The following is a 17,295-nucleotide window of genomic DNA, read 5'->3' as shown; positions in this document are numbered from 1 at the left end:
CAGATGCCTTTAGTTGTTCCCATAGTGTTTGTTACATTCCTCCAAATCGGTGGATACCTCTATTTGGACCAAAAAGGATGGGGCAGATGGAAATGGGTATTGCTTATTGTTTTTGCCTTTACCTACTTCTTCGTCCTGATGCCTTTTTATATGCCCAAGTACGAAGAAATGGAAATTAAATGTGCAATGCCTGCTTTGGGCGTGTTTCTAGCCATGTTGTTTTTTGGTTTAGGTGGGTTAATCGTTATTCATTTATTGTATATGTTGATTCGCTTTTTGCTAAAAAAGAGAACTAATCCAAACTAGCTTGATGAAAAATAGGGAGACAATGATCCATTTCTTCCAAAGTTAAATGGGCAAACCCTAAGCGTATTCCTGTTAATATTTTACTTTGATACAATAAGGTGGTGGGAATATACAAATCGCGAAGTAAACAAAAGGCACGCACGCGCATCAAATTAACAGGTGTGCGGAAGGTAACCCAAACGGCTAAATCTCCTTCAGGTATGGTGAATTCAATGTGATCGGCAAAAAGCTGTTGAAGCATATCACAAAAATAATCGCGGCGTTCCTTGTAAATTTTGTTCACTTTGACCTGGTGGCGAAATAAAATACCCTCTTCAATTAGTTCCGTTAGCACATGAGTAGTATAGTAATTCTTGTTTTCTTCAATAAGCGCCTTATATTTTTCTAATTCGCTAATCAAGTTTTCTGGAGCCAGAATAACGGCTGTCGAAAGATCAGAAGCAAGGGCTTTTCCCAACGTTGTTAAGTAAATGACACGGCCTGTTGCATCGCCACTAAGTAAAGGTAGAGGAGGATGATTGTTATAGTGAAAATCAAATGTAGAATCGTCCTCAATTACAATAAAATCGTACCGCTGGGCAAGCTGTAGTAATTTAACGCGCTTTTGAATGTTCAGTGATTGTGTGGTTGGATATTGATGGTTGGCACGAATATACAATAAACGAATAGGCGTATGTTGACATAGTTTCTCTAAGGCTTGTAAATCAAGTCCATCGTGATCAAAGGGAATACGGTGTAGTTCAGCTCCTGTTTGTTGTAGAATAATATTGCTTCCATAATAGCTATAGGCGTCAATGGCAACCTGATCTGCAGCTTTTAAAAGTAGGCGAGTGCATAACGAAAGGGCAGAAGAAACACTTTGGGTTAGCAACACATTGGTAGGTCTTACTTGTATATTTCGCGTGACATTCAAATAGGTAACCACTTGTTTAGCCAAGGTAAGCCGTGACTTAACCGAATAGGGATCAAAGTATTTACTATGTTGCTTTCGCTTGAGATTAGCACTGAAAATAGCCGCTAGTTCCTCTTGTAGCCCCAAGCGAATATCAGGGGTGCCATCCGTAAAATAGTAGGTACAACCGTGTTGGTGATTGGGTAAATCCAAGCGATTATCTACGGGAAAATCGTAAGCTGTGACAGAGGGAAATACTTGTGATTTTAACTGAATCTGACTCTTTTTCTGTTGAACAAATGTTCCTTGGTTAGGTAGACTGATCAACCAACCTTGGGTGGTTAATTCGTCAAAGGCTGCAATAATCGTATTGCGATTTACTTGCAACAAGGTGGCTAGTTTTCTACTCCCAGGTAATTTAGTGTCAATCGGTATAATTGTGCGCTGAATCGCATTGCTCAATTGATTGGCAATTTGCATATAAATAGGAGTGCTAGAGGTTTTATCTAACTTAATTAGGCGATTGTACGGTATAGTAAATGATTGTGTCATGGAAAATAAAACCTAAATCAACACCAGCAAAAATAAACATTATCCATTAATTAGCTGGCGTACTTGTAAAAGGTTTTCGACCGAAAAGGTATAGCAATATTGAGGAACGCTTCGTGCACCAAAACTTTCCTTCCAATAGAGTAGCCCTTTATTCAGCTGTTTGGGACTAAGATGACTACTGCCAAAATCAAAGTAGCGCACCTCGTTTTTGTATTGTTCCACTAAGGTGTGAATCAAGAAGTCTAATGCGCCTTTATGGTTATCGGATTCTCTTCCTGCAATGTATTGCAAATGCACCACATGAGGGTGAATGAAAAGGGTGGTTCCTCCAACAAGAGCGCCTGTTCCATCATAAACATTCAGTTGTTTAATCGCTTGTGGAAATGCTTGCATTAGGCCATTCATTTCTTCAACAGTATGCACAGGAGCCGTATGGTAACGATCCTGTAAGCGCGGGAGTAAAATTTCTTGCCAAAAGGCAGTTGCAGTGGTATCCTCTTGAATCCAATAGCCGTTTTTTACTCCCTTTTGGATCATGCGCTTGCGATTAGTATTCAGGGACAGTGGCGTTCTGAAATCCAAGGTAGAAAGTAGTTGCACTTGAACTGTAGCACTTAAGGCATGGCCCACAAAGGCTAAACCATGACTCGCCGTATGCTGATAAATGGTAGGAATTTCATTGAGGATAATAGCTTCAAATTCGCACTCCTTCGCATGTACTGCTAACGCTTGTAAGATGGAAAGATAGACTTCTAGGGACAGTGTTGCTTCATGTAGAATCCCCCCATAACTTAAACCGAAGTGACTACACAAAATTGTTTCCTGGACATGTGCAGGAAAAATTGCAACTAACCGGTGCTCGTCATAGAACAAAAGTGAGTGATCGTGAAACCGTGGACTGTGGTATTCCATGAAATGACGGTTAAATAAAAAACTGGCCGCATTGACCTGCTCTAAAAAAGAATTCCAAGTCTTTTTATAGTCCGATTGATAAAGTACTACTTTCAATTAACAACGATTTTTTTCTATCTGTCTGTAATAATAGGGAGATAAAACTAATTTTGAAAGCTTTAAAATGAAATAAGATGTTAAAAAATAAGATGTTTTTTCTTTTTAATCCTGTCTATTTTTAATAAATGTCTTTTAAAAGTTTGAATTACTATCTAACATATAAAAAAAAACGACCTGAACTGTCTAGTAATGGTGTTAAATTGTTGGAGATGTTGTTTTGTTAAACGATTATTAGGTAATTTTTGGTATATTTCGACATAATTTAAATCTAATCTAAATAGCCCGTATAGCCCATGAGAAAAAAATACACCAAAACCCCATTTTTGTATGTTGCGCTCGCTTCCTTACTTATTGGAGGGACTGCTTATGCGAATACAACTAAGGTTGAAATAGGACATCACGTTGAAGTCTATGCTTCAGATTTACCAACCTATACGCCTTTAAATCAGTACGGATCTTTTGCAATCCGCATGGATCAAAAGAGTAAGTTAACAGAACAAGAATTTTTAGCCAAAGCCAATACTTTCTTTGGTTTATATGAAACCAATACCTTTGAACTGCGCAATAGTTATACAGATGCTCAAGGAGGAGTACACAATACGTATCAACATTACGTTGGGAAATATCCTGTAGATGGACAAATGTTTATTATACACAGTAAAAAGGGCAAAGTAACGGCTGTCACGGGTACAATTATTAATATTGAAAACAAGAAAAGTCCCTATAGTTTACGAGCAAACGTAAATAGAAAACCTGCACTAACAACGAAAGATGCCGTAACAATTGCTTTTAAGGCTAATCAGATTGCTGTAATGGATACAGAAGATCATCCTGTTGAAACGGTATTTGCGCTATCAGCGAAGGAAGAGGGAGTGTTTGTTTTAGCACACAAAGTTAGAGTAGATGAAATGTCACCGCAACGCGTAATGAGCAAAAATGTCTTTGTCAGTGTGGAAAATGGAGAAGTAATCAATGAGGTGTCTTTGATTGCACATGCCAACGTACCTGGTGTAGGAGATGGACAGTACCGCGATAATTTACCGTTGGGATTATCACTGATAAATGGGACGTATCAAATGTATGATAACGAAAGAAAAATCACAACCTATGATGCGAGAACGATGACTAGGGAACGTGATTTTCCTTATGGTAGAGGTCCTGTATTTCAAAATACAACAACTACCTTTCCAAAAAATCCAGCAAATGAAGTACACTGGGGATTAGCAAGAACGTATGATTACTATAAAGAAATTCACGATCGCAATAGCTATGACGGAAGTGGTGCAGCAATTAAAGCCTACTATAATCCTATTTTCTTAGATAATGATGAAATGTCTGGACTTCCTGATAATGCGTATGCTATGCCCTATGGTACGATGAGTTATTTGGTGTTTGGTAGAGGTGATTTCTTTAATCCTCTAGTGATGTTGGATGTAGCGGCTCATGAATTTACACACTTAGTCGTGGATAATAATGGAAATGGTGGATTGAAATACCAAGGAGAATCAGGTGCGTTAAATGAAGGTTTTGCTGATGTTTTTGGTACCTCTGTGGAACATTTTGCGGTAAATGACGCTGATTGGTTAATTGGTGATGGAGTGATGAAAAGAGGTTCGGTTACGTTTATGCGTGATATGCAAAATCCAAAACACAATGGACCAGGTTCCGAACAACCCAGTACGTATAAAGGCGAACATTGGGCTAATACAAGATTAGGAGCTCCTGACGCAGGAGGAGTACATACCAATAGTGGTGTGCTGAATTACTGGTATTACTTAGTAAGCGAAGGAGGAACTGGAGTGAATGATATAGGAGATGATTATGTAGTTTCGGGTATTGGAATTCAAAGAGCAGAAAAAATTGCATATGAAACATTGATGCGCCTTACGAATAATGCACAGTATATTAATGCAGTAGAAACTAGTAAAATGGTAGCTGAAGATTTATACGGAGCTGATTCAGAAGAATATTTCTCAGTATATGATGCATGGTATGCTGTTGGCTTTGGTGAACGTCGCCCGAACATGGGAGTAGAAGATTTTGAACTTGCTGAGGATGTGTTTAGCTTGTATCCTAATCCGGTAACAAATGGGGAATTAACTGTACTAACAAAAGATGAGCAAGGTGTTGTAGCTTTCTACAATATGGCAGGACAAAAAGTAACGCGCGATTTCCCTGTTGAAAAAGGAGAAAATAAATTGAATATTACGCAATTGAGCAGAGGAAACTATATCGTAGTTTATGAAAGTAAAGAACGCAAGATTTCAGAGAAAATCGTAGTGAAATAAATTATAAAAAAAACCGAGACATCGTCTCGGTTTTTTTTATAATTTATGATTTTTGTTCTTTATTGAAATAGACTAAGTAATAGTACATTTGCTTTTCTTCATCCCAACCTTTTTCTACAAATTTATCTGCACTTTCAGGGTTAATAAAGTCAAGTTTAATTTGAATATTCGTATCTAAATTAATCACGTTTTTAATCTTTTTACGTGCATCAGAAACGGCATTATTAGCAATAGGGAACGAAGTTGTATCCTCAATGCTGTATTTCTCTCCTTTATCTACTTTGTAGTTTTTAAATTCAGAAATTAAATCAGGATTGTCAATTACTTCATTCAAGAAATTCGTTTCTTCGAATTCATCATTTTTAGCAAAATAGTTGACAGAACGGTTCATGAACATCACCTCTTCTTTTTTATCCTCTGCTGGTAAAACGACATCTTTAGCGAAATCTTGACAGAATTTTAAATATTTCTTCGTCATAAATGCTTCGTCTTGGAAGATATCCACACTTAAAAAGTGTTCCAACCAATAACGCGCATCATAACGGTTACTATCAATAGTCAGGATTTTGTATCCTTCTTCTTTTTTGTAGTTGAAAATAATACAACCTTTGTCCAACTTATTCAAGTTAATCCCTTGTTGTAAAATCATCTCTAGATTCGAACCATTTTCTTGAAATTGCAAGAAATCAGATTTAATCTCACTTTTGAAAATTCCAATAGCGTCAACCACATTATTGTCAATCGACGTATTTGTTAAATACGTTACGTAAACCTCTCCATTTTTGATGTGGGGGTGGTTGGATTGTTCAAATAAGTGTTTGGTTATTTTCTGAGAAATCTCATGCGCTTTTTCTGAAGAAGGTGCGTTAAATAAATCTGCTGCATAGTTAAACATATCGTTGAATTCTAAATCAACATCATGAACAAATTGAAAATAACTCTCTTCTTTCTCACGGAAAGGTTTGAAAAAATACTCTTTTAACAAAGGAGCAATTTCATCGTTTAAGCTATACGGTTCATCTGATAAAAAGATGGCTTCGTTTCTACTTTTATTTCCTACGCGGTGGATGGATAAAGTTTCTACGTGTGCATTAAAAAGGTTGATCATAAGATTTAAATATGTAGTAGATCCGTTGCAGATCTGTTATTTTTAATAGTAAATATTAGTTCCAATTATCCTCCCCATAGTCTGTAAAGCTGTCATCACCTTCAAACATATCGTAGTCTTCCTCGTCGTAATCGTCGTCAAAATCACCGAAAATATCGTCATTAGACACGGGATCAGCCGAAAAAGATTTAGTTGGAATATAGTCTGGTAAAATTCCATGTGAGAACAATAGTTCCGGATATAAAGCACCAGGTTCTTCCTCCTCTACAGCAGCTAATTCAACGAGGAAAGTCCACATATTTAGAAAATCATAAACGTAAATAATCTTCGTTTGATCTTCATCTAAGACTGTGTTGATCGGTGTAGACCCCATTGTTTTACCTGCTTCTTGATCATCCCCCATATCAAAAAGAGAGATTTCTTCTTCTTGTTGCGTCCAGCTATCATCGCAAGCATAAAAAGAAGCCGCTTCCATACCGTCAAAGCCGAAAGCATTGACAATAGCATTGTGTAAATCTTCTAATGTATCGTCTTCTAAAATAGCAATATCGCGAAAAATATCTTCCTCAGTATCAAGGATAACTCTGAATTTATATACCATAATTTTTTAAACCAATTAGAAATGCAAATTTATAATTATTATTAAGTCTTTCGGTATAAATACTGTCTTTTTATTAACAGGTAAACCTAGGGTTTCTCTTGATTGGAAATCAAAACCTTACTATCTTTTACAATTCATCCACTGAAATCTACGGTTCGTCCATTCTTATTTTTATACGTAGTATATTCGATGAATCTTTGCCCTGTAAACCAACCAAAATACTTATGAAATTTATATTTTTGATAATTGTAATGCTCACGCAATTTGCTCTTCAGTTAGGGAATGTTTGGTCGGTGAGCCCATCCTATAGCCAAGAAGAAACAAGTAAAGGAATTACAACAGAAAAAGAAGAAGTACTTTCGTCTGAAAAAAGAATCAAAACGGATACAAAACAACATGAGAAATAATTACGTCAAACTAGTCCTCTTAGCTCTTATTGTATTCATCCTTTTTACCAAAGTATTGAAACTGCGTTTCATGGATTTATCTTTGTTTTTAGGCTATCTCGTTTCCTTTGTAGGGATTATTGTACTCGTGAATCAATATTGGAAAGAGCGCTATTGGAAAAAAATGGCCAAGTCATTGGACGGTAAAGAAAACAGTGTACACAAGGTAACTGCAATTGTAACGGTTATTAATTTTGGCTTTATCTGGTTGGCTTGTTTGGCGCTGAAAATATTTGACGTCCACTTAATCGGAGATAAAAACTTCTACTATTTCATGGATTCCAGTAGTTTTAGCTCCATTTTTAGTACGGCTTTTTTCTTTAGTATTCTCGTGTATATCTACTACTATACCTATTTTACGTCTTTGGACAAGAGAATGAGTATTAATGAGCAAAAGGTAATTACAGGAAGTGTATCGGCTCAGTTTGAAAGTTTAAAAAACCAATTGGATCCTCACTTTTTATTTAATAGCCTAAATGTCCTCAATGCTTTAATTGAAGAAAATCCAGAAAAAGCGCAAGAATTTACCAGTGGATTGTCTAAAACGTACCGCTATATTTTAGATCAAAAAAACAAAGAATTAGTGCCGTTAGAGGAAGAGTTAGACTTTGCTCAAACGTATATTGAACTGCTTCAAATGCGTTTTGAGGAAAGCTTGACGTTTGAAATTGACCAAGAAATTAAACAAGATGGGGCTAAAGTCGTTCCCTTGTCTTTGCAACTATTGTTAGAAAATGTCATTAAACACAACAAGGCCACTTCTGCCAAACCTTTACATATTGTTATTAAGCAAGAAAATGGGTATCTAGCAGTTGAAAATAATTTGAACTTACGTCAAGTCAACGAAGATCGAAAGGGAATCGGTCTAACCAACATAGCGGATCGCTATGCTTTATTGACGAATAAACCCATCAAAATTGATCAGACAGAAACAACCTTTACTATACGAATCCCTATATTAACTAAAATTATTGAACCTATGCGAATTATTGATGTACAAGAAAATGAACAAGAAATATTGATTCAAGCGAAGAAAAATGTAGAGAAAATGAAGCGATTTTACGCACATCTTACGATGTATATTATGGTGAATTCTTTTCTATTAATCCTTAATATGATGACAGATGCTAGTTTTATGTGGAGTTTAATCGTTGTGTTTTCTTGGGGAATTGGCTTAGTCGCTGATTGGATGAAGACCTATAACTACACGCTTTTCTTAGGGAAAAACTGGGAGGATAAAAAGATTCGAGAGTATATAGAGCAGCAAAATAAACGAAGTGCAAATTGGAAGTAGATGTTATGGAGTTTTATACAAAAGAGGTAGAGAGAAAGTATGTCCACTATCTTAAAATGAGATTGAAATCCAGAAGAAGAATTGCCTTTCATTTTTGCATATGGTTGCTATTTACCGGATTGATGGCTTATGAACGATACGTGGGGATAGAAGGGGTTAGCTTTATAGGTATTAAAGCTGGATCATATTCTAGTGTAGAACGACCATTTTATGAAGTACCTTTGGGGTGGTTGTTACTTATTGGCGTGCAGTTTGTTTTTTATTATGCCGAGAAGCTTCCCTGCTTAGCAAAATGGCAGGATTTTTTAGAGCGGAAGGAATTTGAGCGCTTGAAATTTACCTACGAATATCAATTGAAAGAAAAAAATGAAACCCGTGCGAATAGTCATTATTGAAGATGAAAAGCCAGCTGCGCGATTGCTGGAACGAAAAATAGAAAAATTTGGGTATCAAGTACTCGAAAAACTCACGAGTGTAGAAGATGCAGTACATTGGTTTCAACAAAATGAAGAACCCGATTTAATTTTTTTGGATATTCAATTGTCAGATGGTTTGTCTTTTGAAATATTTGATCAAGTCGTGGTTAAAAGTGCTATTGTTTTTACAACCGCTTACGATGCCTATGCTTTACGCGCGTTTAAACTCAATAGTATTGATTATTTGTTAAAGCCAATTAGTGAGGCTGATTTACAAGGAGCTATGGATAAATTCAAGGAACAACGCGCCTCTTTCTTTGCGTTTACTGAACAACTAAATCTATTTAAATCCTTCTTATCCAATACACCCAAAGAAAATAAGGAACGCTTTCTGATTAAAATCGGCACCCAGCTAAAAATTATCCCTGTTGGTGAAGTGGCCTGTTTTTACAGCACCAATAAAATTACGTACCTTAAAACAAAAGAGGGGAGAGACTATATTCTAGATTATTCACTGGATGAAATTGAAAAAACAATTCTGGCAGAACAGTTCTTTCGGATTAGTCGTAAACATATCGTTGCTATTGATGCAATCAAAGAGATTACGGCCTATAGCAATTCACGTCTCAAATTAAGCTTACAGATTGAGGTTGAAGAAGAATTGATTGTCAGTCGAGAAAAAGTGAATGATTTTAAGCTTTGGTTGAGTTAATTTTCCCTGTGACTTTTGAAAAAAAAAGCAAAAATTCAACTATTGTGCCTTCAGAAGGAATATTAACTAATTTATTAACGCAACTTCTTTTTGATATCTTGATTTTATTAATACTTTTACGAGAACGTAAAATTATAAATCATTAATATGAAGAAATTAGCAGTTGTTTTGCTAGCATTAGGAATGTTTTCATGTAAGCAAAATAATACAATAGAGATTACTACGAAAGATGTAGCTGATGATACAAAAGTAGAAATCATGACTTCAGAATTGGGTAATCCTTCTCCAACTGTTGTTTACACAGGAACGGTAAAAGACAATAAATTAGTTTTTGAAAACCCATTTACAGAATTTGAAGAAGCGTATATGGTGTTAGGTGGAGAAATGCAAAACAATGTGTTTTTCATTGGTGAGCCTGGACATATTACTATTTCATATACAAAAGACGAACCTACAGAAACGGTTTTAGGTGGAAGTGAAAACAACCAAAAGCTTCAAAAATTACAAGATGAAGTAAAACCAACGGTTACAAAATTAAGAGCGTTTATTGATGAGAATCAAATGCAATTAATGCAATTGAGTCAATCAGCAGAAGAAGCAGATCGTGCTAAATTTGAAGCACTTCAAAATGAATATACAGGTTATATAGAGAATATCAATGAGGTGTATAAAAAACACCAACAAGCAAATGCTGATAATGCATTTGGATTGTTGTTACTTTCTCAACAAATGATGTCTTCTCAAGATGGAGAAACTGATTTTGTAAAAGAGTTTGATAAGTTCTCAGCAGAATTAAAAGAATCAAAAGTTGGAAAGAAAATCGATTCTATGCTTAAAATGATGGGCTTAACAGAGGAAGCTGCAGGTTTAAAAGTAGGAGATATCGCTCCAAACTTCACAAGTAAAACACCAGATGATAAAGAATTATCATTGGAAGAATTCAAAAAAGGAAAAAAATTAGTTTTAATTGATTTCTGGGCGTCTTGGTGTGGTCCTTGTCGTGTAGAAAATCCAAATGTGGTAAAATTATACAACGGATTCAAAGACAAAGGACTAGATATCATTGGTGTTTCTTTAGATAAAGAAAAAGAAAAATGGCTACAAGCGATTGATAAGGACGGATTAGTTTGGGGACAAGTTTCAAACTTACAGTTCTGGAATGACGAGATTGCTGCTGAATATGGAGTAAGAGCAATTCCTGCAAACTACTTAATCGACGAAAAAGGACAAATTTTAGCTATAAACCTTTATGGTGAAGAATTGTACCAAAAAGTAGAAGAACTATTAAAATAAAAAGTGACTAGTCTAACTAGTTGTTTTCAATATCAAGCAGCCGTAGAACACTACGGCTGCTTTTTTTTTCTCCAACGAGGTGAAATTAGTTGAAAATTGAATTTTTAAGGATAGTTTTATGCAAAAGAATTAAGCTTGCCAAGAAGAAAAAATGTTAAAAATTGGAGGATCATTTGGTGTTTTTTTCTTTTTTCACGCAAATTGAGGGGGAAAAATAGATAAAAAATAGTAATCGTAAAAAATAGTGTGGAAACTTTTTTGCTTTTTGGGAAAAATACTAAGGTTAAATTATCATTATCATTTTATCGTCTTAAAATAAAGGTGTTTGTGTAAATATTTTATGATAATTATAATGGATTGTCGTATAAATAATGCGAAGTGATTATATACATATCAAATATTAATAAAAAAGCTCTATTTTTAGGCAGCTAATAAAACGATTGAGAAATGACAACAGAAGATTCTAATTTGGACAGAATCAAATTCGCTCCTTATAGAGGTCGAATTCTATCTGCTGAAGAAGCAGCCTTATTAATTCACGATAAAGCCATTGTAGGGGCTAGTGGTTTTACCAAAGCAGGAGATAGTAAATCCGTTTTACCTGCTTTTGCTCAACGAGCAGCCAAAGAACAAGTAGCCATTACCCTAATTACAGGGGCTTCTTTAGGACAAACTACGGATGCTGATTTGGCAAAGAACAATGCTTTAATCCGAAGAATGCCCTTCCAAGCAGATTCAGATTTAAGACATGCCATTAATAGTGGTCAGGTGAAATACATCGACCAACATTTGAGTGAGACGATTGAACAATTACAAGAAAAACATATTCCACAAGTCGAAATTGCGATTATTGAAGCTACCTATATCAATGAGGAAGGTTTTATTATTCCAACAACTTCTATTGGTAACTCGGCTTATTTTGCCAGTGTAGCAGAGAAGATTATTGTTGAAATCAATACCGCTATTCCATTGAGTGTAGAAGGTATTCACGATAACAGCGTACCAAAGAAGCAACCGCGTAGAGAAATGATTCCCATTCATACAGTGAAGGATCGTATAGGTGAATCTTTTATCCGTTTAGATCCAGATCGCGTAGTTGGGGTTGTGTTTTCTAGTATTGAGGATACACCTGCTATCTTACCAGAGCCAGATATGAAAACAACGGCTATCTCAACGCACTTATTGAATTTCTTTGAAGCAGAAGTGAAAAAAGGAAATCTGACAGAAGCGTTGTTGCCCTTACAAGCGGGAATTGGAAAGGTAGCCAATGCTGTATTAACAGGTTTTATTGATGGACCATTCAAAGATTTAACGATGTACTCTGAGGTATTACAAGATAGTACTTTTGATTTAATTGATTCAGGAAAAATGACTTTTGCTTCAGGCTCTTCTATCACTGTAACAGAAGCTTGTTATGAAAAAATAATCAATAATTTTGAGCAGTATAAGGACAAATTAGTCTTGCGTCCACAAAATATTAGTAATGCACCAGAGGTTATTAGAAGGTTGGGAATTATTGCTATTAATACGGCTATTGAGTTTGATATTTACGGAAATGTAAATTCAACACATATCAGTGGAAATAAAATGATGAATGGTATTGGAGGTTCTGGAGATTTCGCAAGAAATGCGTATTTGAGTATTTTTGTTACTCAGGCCGCTTCCAAAGAGAATAAGATTTCACACGTCTTGCCTATGGTGTCTCACGTGGATCATACAGAACACGATGTAGATATTTTAGTGACGGATCAAGGATTAGCCGATTTACGTGGGTTATCACCTCGTGAACGGGCAGAAGTCATTATTGAAAACTGCGTCCATCCAGATTACAAACAAGAAATTCGCGATTACTTTGAACGCGCCAAAGCAATAGGAGGACATACGCCTCATATTTTAGAAGAAGCGTTCAAATTTCATACTCGTCTAAAACAAACAGGTTCTATGCAAGCATAGCCACTAAAATCTCTGCAATTTTTGTAGAGATTTTTTTTTCTTCTGTGTGATTTCCCAATCGCCAAGACGTACTTTTTACTATCTTAGCAGTAAATTGTATAGGATAGATAAAAATGAAAGAAGTTAGAATTGTTGGTGTGCCAGAGCACTTTAATTTACCGTGGCATTTATGCTTAGAAAACGGAGAATTTAATGCAGTTGGAATTGATTTACAATGGAGTGATATTCCCGAAGGTACAGGTAAAATGTGTCAAATGCTTCGCCAAGAGGAAACGGATTTAGCGATTATCTTATCGGAAGGAATTATCAAAGATATAGCTGCTGGAAACCCAACGGTTATTATACAAGAATATGTAGCTTCTCCCTTAGTATGGGGCATTCACGTCGCAGCAGACTCTTCCTTTCAAACTGTAGCGGACTTAGAACACAAGCGCGTGGCTATTAGTCGATTTGGGTCAGGGTCTCATTTGATGGCTATTGTACATGCCAAGCAAATGAATTGGGAGGTGAATCAGTTGGAGTTTGTTGTTGTAGACATGTTAGATAAAGCAGTTCTTGCGTTACAAAACAAGGAAGCAGATTACTTTATGTGGGAACGTTTTATGACACAACCCTTAGTGGATCAACAAATCTTTAGAAGAATCGGAGTCTGTCCAACACCGTGGCCATCCTTTCTCCTAGTAGGGCGTCGTGATTTTGTTCAAAATAACGCAGCCTTAGTAGATAGTATAGTCGAGGTAATCAATGCAACCACAGAAGAATTTAAGTTGATACCGAGTATAGATCGCACCCTAGCTGAACGCTACAACCAAAAAATAGAAGATATTCAAGCTTGGTTGTCTTTAACCCGTTGGTCACAAAGGCAATTATCTGAAGTCAATTACAATAAAATACAACAACAGTTGGTCGATCTGCACTTGGTTGACTCCCCCATGCAATACGAAGAAAGTAAAATGTAATTTTTTCTGATTTACAGATGGACAAGCAAGAAGTACAGCTTATTAAAAAGAAAAAGAAATGGTATGAGTACCTGAGAATTCCTTCTCCATGGGACTATATCATCATTTTTATACTAAATGTACTCCTTACGATTCCCGTTTTTATTATTGTACATCAAAATATTGTGGATCCAGAATGGCCTTATCATTTAGATCGTATCTTATTGGGGATAGTCATTTTAGCTGTTTTTCAGTTTGTTTTATCCAAATTAAAAACCATCCTATTTATCTGTATCTTGGTTTATTTAGGGGTATTCTTTATTGGAACTGCTCATGATGATTATGATTTAGAATCTATTTTCGAGGACTATCGCGTGATGATTTACGCTATGGCAAGTACACAAAACCCGCAGGATTTAATTATTTCTAAACTATTGCCTTTCCCTAATAAATCTAAAGTAATTAAGGCTATTGAATACGATAATCCCAAGGTTCGAAATTTTGCCTTATTAGCTACCACCAAGAATTTTTCTAAAATTCAAGGATATGGGGAATACCGCCAAATTATCCAGTGCTTGGCTATTTTTAAAGAAGTGCGGACTCGTTGGAATTATGTCAATGATCCCAAGGGAAGAGAGTATATTGCTACGGCTTCAGAATCATTAATTCACTTCTCTGGTGACTGTGATGATTATTCCATTCTCATGGCTGCTTTGATACAATCAATTGGTGGAACCCCACGATTGATACACACCAAAGAACATATGTATCCCGAAATGTTAATTGAAAATAAAGCCCATTTAGAAAAAGTGATTTTCTTGATTAAAGAGGTCTTGTTTGTTGAAGAAAGTAAAGGGAAAGAAGTACATTATCACGTTGATGAACGCGGACAAATCTGGTTAAATCTCGATTATACAGCTCGTTATCCTGGAGGACCTTTTATGTCAGAAGAAATTCTCGGACAATTAACTTTGAATTAAATGAGAAAAATAAAATATAATGGATATTACTAATACAACAGCGCTATTGGCAGGAAGTATTTTCGGTGCATTAGCGATTATTTTTGGTGCTTTTGGAGCACATGCTTTAAAAAAGCACATGGACACAGAGCGCCTAGAAAGTTTTGAAACAGGGGTACGTTATCAAATGTATCACGCTATTTTACTACTCGTTATTGGGATTTTGCCTCAAAGAGAATATACCTATTTTGCTACAAATTTGATAATTATCGGTGTGATTTTGTTTTCGTTTAGTATTTATGGGTTAGTTTTAAGTGCTACTTTTGGTAAAAAGATAAAAATACTGGGGCCTATTACGCCTATAGGAGGGTTGGCCTTAGTTGCGGGATGGGTCATGTTGTTCCTTTCTTTCTTGTCTTTGTAAACTTACTGAAGTAAGGGGAATACGTAAAAAAAATAGCATGAAAATACAGAAATTCGGATTATTGGTGGCAATGATAGCCCTATTGACAGCTTGTACTTCAACTAGTCAATATGAAATAAAAGGGGTGTTGGCTCATATCCCTGATGGAGAAATGGTTTATTTGAGCAAAATAGACGAAAATAAGGCAGATGAATTAATCCGATTAGATTCTATTGTGGTCCATAACGAAGGATTTAAATTTGTTGGAAAAATTGAGCAGCCAACGTTGGGGTATTTGTCTTTTCGCAATCAGAAGGGGCGTATTCCTCTGTTTATTGAACACGGAAAAACAGAGGTGCATATTGATTTAGAAAACTTTACTTCTTTTGCATTAAAGGGAACAACCAATAACGAAGCGTTGAGTGAATTTGAGCGAAATTTAAGTATGTATAAATACAATTTACTTACCTATCAAGGGCAACAGCAACGTGTTTATATGGAGGCTATGCAACAAGAGGATGAGGAAAAAATGCAGCAAATCTTACGTGGTTATAAGAAGCTACAAGAGGATGAACAAATTTTTATTGCCAATTTTTTAGAGCAAAATCAGTCATCATTAACTGCTCTGTACTATTTGTATTTTACGAGTAAAGAAGATTTTTATCAGCTGAAAGAGGTGTATGACAATCTTTCGGAGACTGACAAGAAATCCAATTTAGCGCAAATGGCTGCAGTAAAAATGAAATAAAAACAAAGCCCTAAAACGAACGGCGTTTTAGGGCTTTGTTTTTTATAGTGCATCCAGGATTATTTTGAGTAAAAATAGGATGGATAAGACATAAAGTGTTGGACTGACGTCCTTGTATTTTTGGGTGCCCACTTTAAATAGTGTAAAGCTCAACATACCAAATACAATACCTTCTGCAATACTATAAGTAAAAGGCATGAATACAATGGTAATAAAGGCTGGAAGGGCTTCTGAAAAATCAGTAAAATCTATATGAACAACAGCGCTAATCATAAATAATCCCACAATTATGAGTGCAGGTGCTGTGGCTGCTGCAGGAATGATTAAGAACAAAGGAGCTAAAAAAATAGACAAGGCAAACATGCTGGCTACGCTTACAGCAGTTAATCCCGTACGTCCTCCAGATGCAACACCTGAAGCACTCTCTACATAGGAAGTTACGGAACTTGTTCCGAGTATAGCGCCAAAAGTTGTCCCTAAAGCATCGGTTAAGAGTGCCTTTTTCATTTGGGGAAAATTCCCCTCTCTATCTGCAATTCCCGTTTTAGAAACAACACCAATTAACGTTCCAATGGTATCGAAAAGGTTGACAAATAAAAAGGTAAATACCACAATGACCATATCAATTGAAAAAACATTTGAGGCAGCTTGTGGAGAAGATAAGAAAGATAAGGCCTTTCCAAAAGTGGGTTCCATAGAAGGAGGGGCGGTAATAAAACGCGTGGGGAGTTGCACATCTCCCAGGATAAAACCAAAAAGTGTGGCTACGACAATTCCGATGAGGATTGCGCCATTGACGTTTTTAATTAATAAAATACCTGTGACTAAAAGACCAGCTAGTGCAATCCAAACAGTATGCTGACTAAAATCGCCTAAGGTTACTAACGTATTGGGATTGCTAACGACAATACCCGCACTTTTTAGGCCGATTAAGGTAATGAATAGCCCAATTCCAACAGGAATAGCTTCTTTTAATACTTTTGGTATATTGTTTACAATAAGTTCTCGAATATTAAAGAGGGTCAGCGCTAGAAAAATCAATCCTGCTAGAAAAACGCCAGTCAGTGCAAATTCCCAGCTATAGCCCATAGTTAAGACGACGGTATAGGCAAAGAAGCTATTGAGTCCCATACCAGGTGCTTGCGCAATAGGTAATTTAGCCATAATACCCATTAATAGTGTTGCACAAACAGTTGCCAAAGCTGTAGCCATAAAAACCGCTTGTTTGTCCATTCCTGCATCCGCAAGGATATTGGGGTTCACAACCAAAATATAAGACATGGTCAAGAAGGTAATTACCCCAGCCATCATTTCTTTTTTAATCGTAGTTTGATGCTTACTTAGCTGAAAGTAACTGTCTAAAAAGGTTTTCATG

At 36.1% G+C, this 17,295-nt stretch carries 17 protein-coding genes; 12 read left to right on the top strand and 5 right to left on the bottom strand.

Annotated features, from left to right (window positions below):
* Positions 1-3: 3 nt before the first annotated feature.
* The gene (locus tag ACLJX0_RS09335) at positions 4-306 is read left to right on the top strand and encodes a hypothetical protein (RefSeq protein ID WP_410879954.1); all 303 of its coding nucleotides are present in this window, start codon (positions 4-6) and stop codon (positions 304-306) included.
* On the opposite strand, the gene ACLJX0_RS09330 is transcribed toward ACLJX0_RS09335, so the two are convergent.
* Positions 293-1,750 carry a PLP-dependent aminotransferase family protein gene (locus ACLJX0_RS09330; RefSeq protein WP_410879953.1) on the bottom strand — a complete coding sequence of 486 codons (1,458 nt, stop codon included), beginning with the start codon at positions 1,748-1,750 and terminating at the stop codon, positions 293-295. The two genes, ACLJX0_RS09335 and ACLJX0_RS09330, sit on opposite strands and share 14 nt — an antisense overlap.
* Before the next feature lie 39 nt (positions 1,751-1,789).
* Positions 1,790-2,758, bottom strand: a complete 969-nt coding sequence (locus ACLJX0_RS09325) for a hypothetical protein (RefSeq protein ID WP_410879952.1) — start codon at positions 2,756-2,758, stop codon at positions 1,790-1,792.
* A gap of 296 nt (positions 2,759-3,054) precedes the next feature.
* Here ACLJX0_RS09325 and ACLJX0_RS09320 point away from each other — a divergent pair, with 296 nt between their 5' ends.
* Entirely contained in the window at positions 3,055-5,049 is a 1,995-nt protein-coding gene (locus ACLJX0_RS09320; RefSeq protein WP_410879951.1) for a M4 family metallopeptidase, read from the top strand.
* 43 nt (positions 5,050-5,092) lie between these two features.
* Here ACLJX0_RS09320 and ACLJX0_RS09315 read toward each other — a convergent pair whose 3' ends face one another.
* Positions 5,093-6,157: a nucleoid-associated protein gene (locus tag ACLJX0_RS09315; protein WP_002991055.1), complete on the bottom strand. Its 1,065-nt coding sequence runs from the start codon at positions 6,155-6,157 to the stop codon at positions 5,093-5,095.
* A gap of 55 nt (positions 6,158-6,212) precedes the next feature.
* Positions 6,213-6,758, bottom strand: a complete 546-nt coding sequence (locus ACLJX0_RS09310) for an IS1096 element passenger TnpR family protein (RefSeq protein WP_410879950.1) — start codon at positions 6,756-6,758, stop codon at positions 6,213-6,215.
* Between the two features lie 224 nt (positions 6,759-6,982).
* Between ACLJX0_RS09310 and ACLJX0_RS09305 the strand changes: the two genes are divergently transcribed.
* The 10 genes from ACLJX0_RS09305 to ACLJX0_RS09260 all read left to right on the top strand — a co-directional run bounded on the left by ACLJX0_RS09305 (position 6,983) and on the right by ACLJX0_RS09260 (position 15,920).
* Positions 6,983-7,165 (top strand): hypothetical protein, encoded by a 183-nt coding sequence (locus ACLJX0_RS09305; RefSeq protein WP_410879949.1) that lies wholly within the window; start codon positions 6,983-6,985, stop codon positions 7,163-7,165.
* On the top strand, positions 7,155-8,498 hold the full coding sequence (locus ACLJX0_RS09300) for a histidine kinase (protein ID WP_410879948.1): 1,344 nt from the start codon (positions 7,155-7,157) through the stop codon (positions 8,496-8,498). Before ACLJX0_RS09305 ends, ACLJX0_RS09300 begins: the two co-directional genes overlap by 11 nt.
* Positions 8,489-8,893, top strand: coding sequence for a hypothetical protein (locus ACLJX0_RS09295; RefSeq protein WP_410879947.1), 405 nt, complete (start codon positions 8,489-8,491; stop codon positions 8,891-8,893). Before ACLJX0_RS09300 ends, ACLJX0_RS09295 begins: the two co-directional genes overlap by 10 nt.
* A complete protein-coding gene (locus ACLJX0_RS09290; RefSeq protein WP_410879946.1) occupies positions 8,865-9,626 on the top strand; it encodes a LytR/AlgR family response regulator transcription factor in 762 nt (253 codons plus the stop codon). The genes ACLJX0_RS09295 and ACLJX0_RS09290 overlap by 29 nt, the downstream gene beginning before the upstream one ends.
* A 147-nt stretch (positions 9,627-9,773) precedes the next feature.
* Positions 9,774-10,919, top strand: a complete 1,146-nt coding sequence (locus ACLJX0_RS09285; RefSeq protein WP_410879945.1) for a redoxin domain-containing protein — start codon at positions 9,774-9,776, stop codon at positions 10,917-10,919.
* 447 nt (positions 10,920-11,366) lie between these two features.
* Positions 11,367-12,872: a succinate CoA transferase gene (locus tag ACLJX0_RS09280; protein ID WP_410879944.1), complete on the top strand. Its 1,506-nt coding sequence runs from the start codon at positions 11,367-11,369 to the stop codon at positions 12,870-12,872.
* Positions 12,873-12,985: 113 nt separating this feature from the next.
* Positions 12,986-13,831, top strand: coding sequence for a substrate-binding domain-containing protein (locus tag ACLJX0_RS09275; RefSeq protein WP_410879943.1), 846 nt, complete (start codon positions 12,986-12,988; stop codon positions 13,829-13,831).
* Between the two features lie 17 nt (positions 13,832-13,848).
* Positions 13,849-14,790 carry a transglutaminase gene (locus ACLJX0_RS09270; protein WP_410879942.1) on the top strand — a complete coding sequence of 314 codons (942 nt, stop codon included), beginning with the start codon at positions 13,849-13,851 and terminating at the stop codon, positions 14,788-14,790.
* Positions 14,791-14,809: 19 nt separating this feature from the next.
* Positions 14,810-15,193 (top strand): DUF423 domain-containing protein, encoded by a 384-nt coding sequence (locus ACLJX0_RS09265; RefSeq protein ID WP_410879941.1) that lies wholly within the window; start codon positions 14,810-14,812, stop codon positions 15,191-15,193.
* Positions 15,194-15,230: 37 nt separating this feature from the next.
* Positions 15,231-15,920 carry a DUF4369 domain-containing protein gene (locus tag ACLJX0_RS09260; protein ID WP_410879940.1) on the top strand — a complete coding sequence of 230 codons (690 nt, stop codon included), beginning with the start codon at positions 15,231-15,233 and terminating at the stop codon, positions 15,918-15,920.
* A 42-nt stretch (positions 15,921-15,962) separates the two neighbouring features.
* On the opposite strand, the gene ACLJX0_RS09255 is transcribed toward ACLJX0_RS09260, so the two are convergent.
* Complete coding sequence (locus ACLJX0_RS09255) at positions 15,963-17,294, bottom strand: NCS2 family permease (RefSeq protein WP_410879939.1); 1,332 nt, start codon at positions 17,292-17,294, stop codon at positions 15,963-15,965.
* Position 17,295: the final 1 nt, after the last annotated feature.

It is taken from the genome of Myroides sp. DW712, from assembly GCF_046557355.1.
In the GTDB taxonomy this organism is placed as follows: Bacteria; Bacteroidota; Bacteroidia; order Flavobacteriales; family Flavobacteriaceae; genus Flavobacterium.
Note: the sequence above shows the minus strand (reverse complement) of the source record. Positions and strands in the feature narration are given on the sequence as shown.